Source organism: Shewanella sp. MBTL60-112-B2, assembly GCF_019655055.1.
In the GTDB taxonomy this organism is placed as follows: Bacteria; Pseudomonadota; Gammaproteobacteria; order Enterobacterales; family Shewanellaceae; genus Shewanella.
This window is the reverse complement of record NZ_BPFA01000010.1, coordinates 25,532-37,137: the sequence shown is the minus strand read 5'-3', so window position 1 is coordinate 37,137 and position 11,606 is coordinate 25,532. Positions and strand designations below refer to the sequence as shown.

12 protein-coding genes are annotated in these 11,606 nt (G+C 45.4%); 7 read left to right on the top strand and 5 right to left on the bottom strand.

What is annotated here, in order from left to right; translation table 11 throughout:
- Positions 1-2: 2 nt before the first annotated feature.
- The 4 genes from K5Q73_RS08290 to K5Q73_RS08275 are packed head-to-tail and all read left to right on the top strand — an operon-like array spanning position 3 to position 3,089.
- On the top strand, positions 3-1,250 hold the full coding sequence (locus tag K5Q73_RS08290) for a cyclopropane-fatty-acyl-phospholipid synthase family protein (protein WP_220761217.1): 1,248 nt from the start codon (positions 3-5) through the stop codon (positions 1,248-1,250).
- A gap of 31 nt (positions 1,251-1,281) precedes the next feature.
- The gene (locus K5Q73_RS08285) at positions 1,282-1,788 is read left to right on the top strand and encodes a DUF2878 domain-containing protein (RefSeq protein ID WP_220761219.1); all 507 of its coding nucleotides are present in this window, start codon (positions 1,282-1,284) and stop codon (positions 1,786-1,788) included.
- 36 nt (positions 1,789-1,824) lie between these two features.
- Positions 1,825-2,559: a chalcone isomerase family protein gene (locus K5Q73_RS08280; protein WP_220761221.1), complete on the top strand. Its 735-nt coding sequence runs from the start codon at positions 1,825-1,827 to the stop codon at positions 2,557-2,559.
- Positions 2,547-3,089, top strand: coding sequence for a DUF3833 domain-containing protein (locus tag K5Q73_RS08275; RefSeq protein WP_220761222.1), 543 nt, complete (start codon positions 2,547-2,549; stop codon positions 3,087-3,089). The genes K5Q73_RS08280 and K5Q73_RS08275 overlap by 13 nt, the downstream gene beginning before the upstream one ends.
- Positions 3,090-3,170: 81 nt before the next feature.
- Here K5Q73_RS08275 and K5Q73_RS08270 read toward each other — a convergent pair whose 3' ends face one another.
- Positions 3,171-3,515 (bottom strand): DUF3634 family protein, encoded by a 345-nt coding sequence (locus K5Q73_RS08270; protein ID WP_220761224.1) that lies wholly within the window; start codon positions 3,513-3,515, stop codon positions 3,171-3,173.
- 196 nt (positions 3,516-3,711) lie between these two features.
- Here K5Q73_RS08270 and K5Q73_RS08265 point away from each other — a divergent pair, with 196 nt between their 5' ends.
- Positions 3,712-3,891, top strand: a complete 180-nt coding sequence (locus tag K5Q73_RS08265; protein ID WP_220761226.1) for a hypothetical protein — start codon at positions 3,712-3,714, stop codon at positions 3,889-3,891.
- Positions 3,892-4,039: 148 nt separating this feature from the next.
- Here the strand turns inward: K5Q73_RS08265 and K5Q73_RS08260 are convergent, their stop codons facing one another.
- The 4 genes from K5Q73_RS08260 to K5Q73_RS08245 all read right to left on the bottom strand — a co-directional run bounded on the left by K5Q73_RS08260 (position 4,040) and on the right by K5Q73_RS08245 (position 8,327).
- A complete protein-coding gene (locus K5Q73_RS08260) occupies positions 4,040-4,762 on the bottom strand; it encodes a TorF family putative porin (protein ID WP_220761228.1) in 723 nt (240 codons plus the stop codon).
- A 152-nt stretch (positions 4,763-4,914) separates the two neighbouring features.
- Positions 4,915-5,286, bottom strand: coding sequence for a cupin domain-containing protein (locus K5Q73_RS08255; protein ID WP_220761230.1), 372 nt, complete (start codon positions 5,284-5,286; stop codon positions 4,915-4,917).
- Positions 5,287-5,365: 79 nt separating this feature from the next.
- A complete protein-coding gene (locus tag K5Q73_RS08250; protein WP_220761231.1) occupies positions 5,366-6,871 on the bottom strand; it encodes a CoA-acylating methylmalonate-semialdehyde dehydrogenase in 1,506 nt (501 codons plus the stop codon).
- Positions 6,872-6,986: 115 nt separating this feature from the next.
- On the bottom strand, positions 6,987-8,327 hold the full coding sequence (locus K5Q73_RS08245; RefSeq protein ID WP_220761233.1) for an aspartate aminotransferase family protein: 1,341 nt from the start codon (positions 8,325-8,327) through the stop codon (positions 6,987-6,989).
- 274 nt (positions 8,328-8,601) lie between these two features.
- Between K5Q73_RS08245 and K5Q73_RS08240 the strand changes: the two genes are divergently transcribed.
- Together K5Q73_RS08240 and K5Q73_RS08235 are read left to right on the top strand one after the other, a co-directional pair.
- The gene (locus tag K5Q73_RS08240; RefSeq protein WP_220761235.1) at positions 8,602-10,101 is read left to right on the top strand and encodes an aldehyde dehydrogenase; all 1,500 of its coding nucleotides are present in this window, start codon (positions 8,602-8,604) and stop codon (positions 10,099-10,101) included.
- Between the two features lie 234 nt (positions 10,102-10,335).
- Complete coding sequence (locus K5Q73_RS08235) at positions 10,336-11,601, top strand: MerR family transcriptional regulator (RefSeq protein ID WP_220761237.1); 1,266 nt, start codon at positions 10,336-10,338, stop codon at positions 11,599-11,601.
- Positions 11,602-11,606 lie beyond the last annotated feature (5 nt).

Sequence of the window (11,606 nt, the reverse complement as noted above, 5' to 3'; positions counted from 1 at the left end):
TAATGGAAAATATAACCACTAAAAATAATCTGGCCACTGAGCGTCTACCTGACAGTTTGGCGAGAAAGTTGTTACTCAGTGCGCTTCCAGGACTAGCCGAAGGCCATCTAAGCCTAATTGATGGCGATAAAAGCTATGAATTTGGCGCAAAAGAGTCTGATTTACACGCCACGATTATTGTTAATAACCCACGTTTTTACCGACAAATACTTTTATCGGGCTCGATCGGTGCGGGAGAAGCTTATATTCAAGCCCATTGGACAAGCCCTGATTTAACTAAAGTGGTACAGCTATTTGCACGTAACTTGCCGTTGTTAGACAAGCTGGAGCAAAAGCTGTCGTGGTTGACCGCGCCTTTTAGCCGCATAACTCATCTGTTTAACCGTAATACTCAGCAAGGCTCTAAGCGCAATATCTTGGCGCACTATGATCTGGGTAATGAAATGTACCAGCAGTTTTTAGATAAACAGATGTTGTATTCAAGCGCGCTTTATCCACACAGCGATGCGTCTCTTGATGAAGCCCAGCAACACAAATTAAAAACCATTTGTGAACGTCTAGATTTAACTCCTGGGCAAACTCTATTGGAGGTGGGAACGGGTTGGGGAGCGTTAGCTATTTACGCTGCCAAACATTATGGCGTTAAGGTGACTACTACCACGATTTCTGATGCGCAATATGAATATGCGGTTGCTCGGGTTGCAGAAGAAGGGCTGCAAGATTCAGTGACCTTACTTAAAGATGACTACCGAATACTAACTGGTGAATATGACCGTGTGGTATCGATTGAAATGATTGAAGCGGTAGGGCACGAATACCTGCCTGGTTTTTTCAAAAAACTCCAGCATCTGCTTAAGTCTAATGGCCGCTTATTGATCCAAGCTATCACTATTGCCGATCAACGATACGACAGTTACCGTAAAGGGGCTGACTTTATCCAGCGTTATATCTTCCCCGGCGGTTGTTTACCTTCGGTAACCCGTATGACGAACGAGCTTACCAAGCATACCGATTTTGTCACTTTCTCGGTTGATGATATGGGGCTAGATTACGCTAAAACCCTCAAAGATTGGCACGATAACTTTGACGCTGCGCTACCTCAGATAAAAGCGCTGGGTTACGGTGATGACTTTATTCGTATGTGGAAGTTTTACTTGAGCTACTGTGAGGGAGGATTTCTAGAAAGAACCACCAGTACCGTGCATTTAGTGGCAGTGCGCCCACGATATCGCTTGCTGCCCAATAGCTAGTAGTGAGTGAACTGTGATTTCTGGAGGTAGCATGATGCCGAGCCGCATAATTCAGTTTGCGCAGCAGCATTTAGTAGTACTCAATCTGCTAATGTTTCAAGTGGTTTGGTGGTTATCTATCTTGTATCTAAACTCATCATTGTGGCTGACCATCCCGCTATTATTGGTGCATTTTTCATTGTCTAGCGCTGTGCGTAAAGATTTTGGCTTGATGCTTAAAATCGCTATATTTGGGTTTGCCTTCGACAATGCCTTAATGTTTGCGGGGGTATTTCAATTTCAGCAGTTCCCTTTTTGGCTGTTATTGATATGGTGCCACTTTGCTATCTCATTACGCTATAGCTTAGGCTTTACCCAAAAATTATCATGGCAACTGAATGCTTTACTTGGCGGGGTCTTTGGCTGTTTAAGCTATCTCGCTGGTGCGCGCTTTGAGGCGGTGGTTTTGCCATTCGAAGTATTTTATAGCGCATTGATCCTGTTTTTTGTTTGGCTCGTAATGTTTCCTATGTTTGTTAATGTCACCCGAACTCAGTAAATAATTCGTTGAGGTGACAGGCATAGGAAGGTCGTCATGTTTACCCAATCTGTTTGTCGCCGCATAAAACCAAATGAGCTAAAGCCAAAAGCGCTAAAGTTTAACTTACCAGCGTTTAAAATTGGCATGTTAACCCTAGCCCTGCTGTGTGTTAGTCAGTCTTATGCGCAATCTAAAGCTGAAGTTGTACCAGAACAAATCCATAATCAAGGAGCGGTTGAATCGACTTACCTGACTCATTCAACCCAAATAGCATCACTGCAAAGTCAGCGTACGCAAACAGCTGCTTTAACTCAAAATACTAACTCCTCTGTAGAGCCTGATTTCGACTCATTTAAAGAGGTCGGCCGCGGTGAAATGCAGTGGTGGTGGTTTGCACTTTATCGTGCCAAATTACTCACGCTAGATGGTGATTATAGTCAAGGTGAGGTGCCGCTGGTGTTAGATATCGAATATTACCAAGATATTCCAAGCAAGCGCTTAGTCGAAGCGACCTTAGATCAATGGCAGCATCTAGGCGTGAGTGAACAAAACCAACAAAAATGGTTAGCTGCCATCAAGTCTATTTGGCCTGATGTGAATGAGGGCGATAAGCTGACTTTACGCGTACAAGCCTCTGGTGTTAGCCAGTTTTACTTTAATGGTGAGCCGTTAGCGGGGCAGATGCCCGAGGGATTTAGTGACGATTTTTTAGCAATTTGGCTATCTGAATCAACCAGCCGCCCCGAGCTAAGAAAACAACTTTTAGGAGAGCTTGCATGCGACTGTTAAGTAAAGCTAAATACGCCATAGCTGCAATTATTTTATTGTTGCTAACGGCCTGCTCAAGTTCCGATATAAATGATTACCAAGGTACGACTCCAAATCTTGATTTAAAGCAGTTCTTTGATGGCAAACTTACCGCTCATGGCACAGTTCAGGATTACAGCGGCAAGGTCACTAGGCGATTTACTGTTGAGATGCTGGCGAGCTGGCAAGGTAATCAAGGCGAAATCAAAGAGTGGTTTGTCTATGATGACGGAGAAAAGCAGATCAGAATTTGGAACATCACAGATCTTGGTAACGGAAAATACTCAGGTACCGCCAATGATATTTTAGGCGAAGCCGAGGGGCAGGCTGTCGGCATGGCGCTGCAATGGAAATATGAAATGTTGTTACCCGTTGATGATAGCGAGTACCAGGTAACCTTTGATGACTGGATGTTTCTAGTCGATGAAAACACCATTATCAATCGCAGCGACATTAACAAGTTCGGCATCACCATGGCTGAAGTGACCTTGGTGATATCTAAAGTTGAATAGTGGCGCGCTCAAATGAGGTGTTTCTAAAATGAGTCAGTTCAAAGCCTTATTAGGCCTTGAACTGAAAAGTCGTTACAGTGATTACGATGCTTTACGGCTGTTATCAACCTTCTTCTTATCGTAATACTCAAATGGGAATACATTTCGAATGCGCTGTGTCAGAGCATCACTGACATTAGCCGAAATATGAAGGCGTACCCCATTTAGTTTTTCAGCTCTAACCGTACAAGTTAATTTATCTGACTTAGCAATCGCACGGCAGTCTTTGGCAAACTTCTCAGGGATCTTACCCTTGTGGGATGTGAGTCGGCCATCTTTAAAATGCATCTCAAATATAGTCAGGCCCTTCTTGCCACTAAATATCAGTTTGTAGATGATAAAAACGGCGATGGCGATAAAAATAATTTTAAGTAGGGTTGGGGTCATGCGCTTTCCTTTTCTTTCTGTTAACGACCTATAGCTAAGATACGCCTGCTCAAAGCAATTTTAAAGTGCGCCATGCCGCAGAATCGCTAGATTTGTAATTTGTGCTAGATTGAATAGGGAGTGAATAAGGAGTGAGCTGGGAGTGAATGCTAGCCAAAGGACTTATCGGCTTATAAAACAAGTTAAGGATAACACCATGAAAATATCAAATTTTGACCGCTGGCTTGAGCTCTGTGAGCAACAAGCACAACTTATCGAACAACTCTCGGATATTTTCCCTGAACGTCGCGAACAGCATAAAAACTTAAGCGGCCGTTGGCGCCAAGTTGCTGAACATTTGAGTCATGAGGAGTTTCAACGCATGACTAATGAATAGTTTCAACGCATGACTCAATTGAAGTAACGCTATGAAGCAAAGTTAATGAATGAAAAAAACCGCCAGAAGGCGGTTTTTTATTGGCAAGAAAACTGTCTAGGCCAGTATCACTTGCTTAGCATCTACTGAGTAACGTTTAATATTTAGCTTAAAAAGCATAGCTTACGGTCGCAAGCACAGTGCCATCATTTCTCCATGGCTCTTTCGAGTCGATGATATTATCATCGCTTAAGTTAGTATCTAACCAAGCTAGAGACAGGCCTACACCGCCAAGTTCAGTAGAGATCCCGATAGAGTAATCGACATAGTCCTCACCCCAATCGTAATCGGCACCGTCACCGTAGCTATAGCCCGCATGTGCATCGATGCTCCAGTTCTCGAAGATCTCATAGGAGTAGTTAAGCTCGGTGTAGTTCAGCGAAACATCTGCATTGGCGTAGTCATTTGTGTACCACTGTGCAAGGTGGAAACCACCATAGTAAAGACCCACATTGGCTTCTAAATAACCGGTATTTTCATCTTGCCCTGGATAGGTGTAGTAGGTCAGCGTAACGTCATATTCCCACTCTTCATCGGCGCCAAATGCTCCCCAATAACCCGCATAAACATCAATCTCTACATCGGCATCATAACTATCTTTATCTACATTACTGGCCCAAGCACCAAAGAAAAGACCATTTTCCATGCTGTAATCTAAGCCACCTTGAACAGCAAAGTCGCCTGCTGTTTGTGATACACCGCGGAAGCGGTAATCGTTAGTGGCACTTATCTCACCAGAGAACTCCGCTTGAGCAAGAGGGGCAAATAGCGCTGTAGAAAGTGATAGACCGACAACCTGGGCAATCCGTTTTTTATTGAGTTTTTTATACACGGTAGTTTCTCCATTTTACTATGTTGACTGAGATGCTTTATTTTAAGTGTTATACCAACCCCTTACGGGAGTTTGGTGCTAAGCATCTTTTGGTTTTGCCAAACAGCAGCTGATTGCTACGACCTCATGGCTGATAAGTAACTTCCTAACGCTTACTGCGCGTTCGCTTCGAAAATTACATATACCTTACGGCAGTTATCTAGCACCTCCCAGGTGCCTTCAAACCCTGCTGGAATGACAAACCTGTCACCCGTTTTCACCGTTATGCTGTGACCATTGTTATCGGTGACTTTGCTTGATCCCGATAAAATCTCACAATATTCATGTTCGCTATAGGCAACCTTCCAACTGCCTACATCGCCTTGCCAAACACCAGCGTGGAACTGTTCGCAATCGCTTGAGTAGTGGTTTTGCAACTCTTGTGCTGGATCACCAGCTAGCACTTTTTCAGCTTCGAGTTTGTATCGCTCGATAGCAGTGTTGAGCTTGGCAAAGTTCAGGATTGAATCTATGTGTTGAATCATTAGTGCTTCCATTTCACTGTTTAGTTAGCGCTAGTAAAGCTAAACGAAAAAAGCGCGGTCTAGCCGCGCCTTATAAAATTTACTTCATTGTTGGCATTACAAACTCGGCCTTAGTGCCAGCCGCATTGTTATTACTCGATTGCGGCCAACGAGCGGTAATCGCCTTACGTTTGGTATAGAAACGCACGCCATCAGGGCCGTGCATATGCAGTGGACCAAACAGTGAACGCTTCCAGCCGCCAAAGCTATGAAATGCCATAGGCACAGGGATTGGCACATTCACGCCTACCATGCCCACTTGTACGTTGTGGCAGAAATGGCGTGCAGCCTCACCACTTTGGGTAAAGATGGCGGTGCCATTACCAAATTCATGATCGTTAATAAGTTGCAACGCTTCGCTGTAATCTTTTACCCGCACGATAGCGAGCACCGGGCCGAAGATCTCTTCTTTGTAGATAGTCATCTCTGGAGTTACATGGTCAAACAGGCAGCCACCTAAGAAGTAACCTTGCTCATGATCGGTAACAGAGAGTTGTCGGCCATCGGCAAGTAGCTGCGCTCCTTCTGCTACGCCAGTTTCAACATAATTACTGACTTTTTCTAGATGCTGAGCCGAGATAAGTGGTCCCATATCCATTTCTGGAGTGACGCCATTACCCACTTTAAGCGCCTTGATTTGTGGCAGCAGTTTTTCAACTAATGCATCACCAGACTCACCAACGGCTAATACTACCGATATCGCCATACAGCGTTCGCCAGCACTACCGTACGCTGCGCCCATTAAGGCACCAACGGCTTGATCAAGATCGGCATCTGGCATCAATAACATATGATTCTTCGCGCCGCCCAGCGCCTGTACTCGTTTGCCATGAGCCGATGCGGTTGAATAGATGTACTCGGCAATTGGGGTTGAACCGACAAAGCTCACCGCCTGTACATCTTTGTGTGTCAGTAGCGTATCAACGGCTTCTTTGTCACCGTTAACCACGTTAAATACGCCCTTTGGCAAGCCTGCTTCAGTGAGTAGCTCTGCCATACGCATAACTGAGCTTGGATCTTTTTCCGATGGCTTCATGATGAAGCTGTTACCGCAGGCAATCGCAATTGGGAACATCCACATAGGCACCATTACTGGGAAGTTAAACGGTGCAATACCTGCAACAACACCTAAAGACTGGTTAAGAGTCCAAGCATCGACGCCGCCACCGACCTGCTCGGTATGTTCGCCTTTTAGTAGATGGGGAATACCACAGGCAAACTCGACAACTTCAAGGCCGCGAATGATTTCGCCTTTTGCATCGTCAAGTACTTTGCCGTGCTCACGGGTGATAAGCTCTGCAAGCTCATCAATATTGGCTTCAACCAAAGCTTTAAACTTAAACAGTACGCGAGAGCGGTTAAGCGGTGTGACTTTAGACCATGATTCGTGGGCCTTCTTAGCCAGTTCAATCACGCCTGCGACTTCTGCTGCACTGGCAAGAGAGACTGTGCCACGCTGCTCGCCTGTAGCGGGTTCGAAAAAAGCTTGAGTACGCTGGCTTGGTGCCGAGTGGCCGCCGTTAATGTAATGGTTAATGTTGTGCATAACGCAAAATCCTAATTATCACTGCCCAAAAGGCAGTCATTTGTGTTTATAAGTAATGGTTTTGCCTATTGCATCAATGCCGCTATCGCGGGGGGAAGTGCAATAGGTACAGAGATTAACCGACAGCTTTAATCGCATCGCTAAGGGTATTAACGATCTGATCAATCTGTTGTTTGTCGACAATTAACGGTGGCGAGATTGCGATAATATCGCCGGTAGCGCGGACTAAGGTACCGGCTTCGAAGCAGTGTTCGAATATACCGAAGCCACGTTTACCCACGCCTTTTTCGCTAGGTGAAAATTGAATACCGCCAACAAGACCTGTGTTGCGAATATCAATCACATTCGGCAAGCCTTTAAGGCTATGCACCGCATCTTCGAAGTAACCTTCAAGCTCTTTAGTGCGCTCAAATAGTTTTTCATTATCATAGATGTTGAGAGTGGCAATTGCCGCCGCTGCAGCAACTGGATGACCCGAATAGGTATAACCGTGAAACAGCTCAATAGCATTTTCAGGTCCTTGCATACAGGTATCATAGATATTGTCATCGACCAGCACGGCTCCCATTGGGATTGCGCCATTATTAAGGGCCTTTGCGGTGGTGATCATATCGGGAACTACGCCCCAACGTTGGCTAGCAAATGCGTCGCCGACACGGCCAAATGCGGTAATGACTTCATCAAAGATCAGTAAAATGCCGTGTTTTGTGGTGATCTCACGTAGCTTTTGTAAATAACCTTCTGGTGGCAAGATAACCCCAGCTGAGCCTGACATTGGCTCGACTATCACCGCCGCGATGTTTTCTGCACCGTGCAGGGCAACTAGCTGCTCAAGCACTTCGGCTTTTTCTGCACCGGTTTTAGGCATGCCACGACAAAAGGCATTGCCTTTCATATCTAATGTATGAGGTAGGTGGTCTACACCTTGCAGTAATTGCTGGTTAAATGTCTTGCGGTTATTACCAATACCGCCAACAGAAATACCGCCAAAGCCCACACCGTGATAACCAAGCTCACGACCAATAAAACGGGTGCGAGTTGCTTCACCATTCGCGCGGTGATAAGTCAGTGCAATCTTTAGTGCACTGTCGACTGATTCTGAGCCTGAGTTAGTAAAAAAGGCTTTGTTGAGGCCCTTAGGGCTGATTTGAGCTAAGCGTTCAGCGAGCTCAAATGCTAAAGGGTGACCCATCTGAAAAGAGGGAGCGTAGTCCATTTCGTGGATCTGTTTACTGACCGCTTCGGAGATCTCTTTACGTCCGTGTCCGGCGTTACAGCACCACAAACCTGCTGTACCGTCTAATATGGGGCGACCTGCGACATCTTTATAGTACATACCTTCGGCATGGGCGAGCATTCTAGGGCTCGACTTAAACTGCCTATTTGCCGTAAACGGCATCCAGTAATGTTCTAATGACTGCGCATCGCTTTGATTGTGCATCTGTGGATCTGCCATATCATCTACCTTGATTCAGTTTAATTATTGTTTTTATCTGTTGCTTTTTTAGGCAAGCGGTCGATATATTCCATGCTATGTCAGAAATAATGAACATGAAAGCTTTTTGTGCATTTATTTGTAGCAAAAATGAAGTTTTTGTAAAATATATTGAAATTATGATGCTAAAGGGCGTAATCTTTAGCCACACCTTTTTGTGCTAACTCGCCTATCATGGCGGCTTGAGCACATTAACCGTCATTCTAATTATTATATTCAGTGTTAAGAGGTCATCATGAGCACACCAGAAAGCCGCAGTCAGTGGCAAGCGTTAGCAGATTCTATGTCGATAAACGGCTCCGCCTTTATTGCGGGCGAGTACCTCGATGCACAGTCGAAGCAAACCTTTGACTGTATCAGCCCGATTGATGGCAAGCTGTTGGCTAAAGTCGCCAGTTGTGACGAGGCTGATGCCAATATTGCGGTTCAAAATGCTAAAGAAACTTTTGCAAGTGGTGTGTGGGCAAATCTTGCGCCGGTTAAGCGTAAGCAAGTGATGATACGTTTTGCTGACTTGCTGGATCAAAATGCCGACGAGCTAGCCTTACTAGAAACCTTAGATATGGGTAAACCTATCCAATACGCTAAGGCGGTGGATGTGGCAGGTGCTGCTCGGGCTATTCGTTGGTCCGGTGAGGCGATTGATAAAATTTACGATGAGATAGCGCCGACCGCGCATAATGAAATAGGCATGATCACCCGTGAAGCTGTAGGCGTGGTTGCGGCGATAGTGCCGTGGAACTTCCCTATGCTAATGGCATGCTGGAAGCTAGGGCCTGCACTCGCTACGGGTAACAGCGTGGTACTTAAACCTTCAGAGAAATCTCCGTTAACAGCGATTCGTATGGCGCAAATTGCCATCGAAGCGGGCATTCCAAGCGGCGTGTTAAATGTGCTGCCAGGATTTGGTCATACTGTGGGTAAGGCGTTAGCGCTGCATATGGATGTCGATACCTTGGTTTTTACCGGTTCGACTAAGATAGCCAAGCAGTTGATGATTTACGCGGGCGAGTCAAACATGAAGCGCGTCTGGTTAGAGGCGGGTGGTAAGAGCCCGAATATTATCTTTAATGATGCGCCAGATCTGAAAAAAGCCGCCGAGGCTGCTGCCTGTGCCATCGCCTTTAACCAAGGTGAAGTCTGCACAGCTGGCTCTCGTCTACTGGTTGAATCTGGTGTTAAAGATGAGCTTATTGCCTTGATAGCCGAGGAGCTTAAGGGCTGGACGCCGGGGCATCCGCTTGATCCTAATACCACTTCTGGTGCCGTTGTTGATAAGCAACAGCTAGATAATGTGCTTGGCTATATACAGTCGGGGATCGATGACGGTGCCACCTTAAATCATGGTGGCTCGCAAGTGATGCAAGACACTGGCGGCGTGTATATCGAGCCGACTATTTTTTCTGATGTAGACAATAAGATGACCATCGCCAAAGAAGAGATATTTGGCCCTGTGTTATCTGTCATTACTTTCGATGGTATGCAGCAGGCGATTGAGATTGCTAACGATACTATCTATGGCTTAGCTGCTGGAGTATGGACATCGGATATCAATAAAGCTCATAAGACAGCTAAGGCACTTCGTAGCGGCATGGTGTGGATTAATCATTATGATGGCGGCGATATGACGGCACCATTTGGCGGTTACAAGCAGTCGGGTAATGGCCGAGATAAGTCGCTACATGCGTTTGATAAATACACCGAAATTAAGGCCACTTGGTTAGTGCTTGAGTAATCTTATGACAGAGTGAATGCTGACGGCTTGAGTTTACAAGCCTACAGTCACTTTTTGGCAAGCTCGATCATAACTCATTGAAATATTCTAAGCCCCCTAGTGCAGACTAGGGGGCTTTTTGTTGTTTGAGACGTTGTTAGAAGGTGGACTATTTCAGCATTTTGAGCGAATTAATCTTGACCCGTCTAATGCTTCATAGTTTATCGTATACATAAATTTTGAGAGGAAAATCCCATGTATCGTATTTCTGAGTTGGCAGATAAAGTCGGCTTAAGCCGCTCGACCTTACTGTATTACGAGAAGCTGGGATTAATTTCGGCGAAGCGCCAAGCCAATGGTTATCGTAGTTACTCTGAACAGGACTTTCAGAAACTGAAGTTATTGCAGCAGCTACAGGCGGGTGGATTGACTCTAAAAGAGTGTCAGGCTTGCTTAGAAAGTCGCGTCGACAGAGAGTTGTTACTGCAACGCCTAAAGGTATTAGATGATGAGATCGCCCAGAAAAACCAGGCCAGAGAGTTGCTCAGTGCAATGCTTGGTATGGGCTCGATGAGGGAGTGGCATCAAGCGACAGAAAAACAGGCTCCTGAGGCGCATCTACAGTGGTTGATCAAGCAGGGCTTCAATGAAAAGCAGGCGCTAAGATTAAAGTGGTTATCAAAAGATATGAATGAACATGAGCAGTATATGGCAGATTTTGAGCTGATCTTTGATGGATTAACGAGATTAGGTCCAGGTGCAGAAACTGACTCATTAACAGCACTAAAGGCAGTTTTACTTAACAGTGATGCGCTCAAGGCTGGTTTATTAAATACAGAGTCGCTCAAGGCTGGTTTATTAAATACAGAATCGCTCAAGGCTGCTTCGCTTAACTCGGGTGAACTGCTAGAGATAGGTTGTGGCAAAGGCGTGGCGACTCGGGTGTTGGCTCAGTATTCTGATTTTGTTATCACTGCACTGGATAATGACCAGTCTAATTTGGACGCCTTGCAACAGAGCTTGCAGCCATTAACACTAACTCAAAAAGTGAAAATCGTCTGTGCAAGCATGATTGAGTTGCCGTTTGCGTTACATCAGTTTGATGTTATCTGGTGTGAGGGTAGTGCTTATATCATGGGGGCTGAACAAGCCTTAAAAGATTGGAAGCGATTTATTAAACCTCAAGGCTATTTAGTATTGAGTGATCTAGTCTGGAGCACGAATGATCCTAGCAATGAATTACGCTCTTTTTGGCAGCAAGAGTACCCTGATATGGTTAGTGTCGAGCAGCGTATCAAACAAGCTAAACAGGCGGGTTATGAGCTAATTGATAGCTTTCCACTGAGTGAACAAGCGTGGAATGGCTATTACCAACCGCTTCAAGCTCGCATCTATGAACTCGAGCCGATTATGCGAAATTCAAAGGCATTAGCTGATGTAAACAGAGAGCTAGAAATAGCTGCGAAAAGGCTAGGGCAGTTTGACTATCAGATGTTCGTCCTAAAAAGGTGTAGTGACTAAAGACA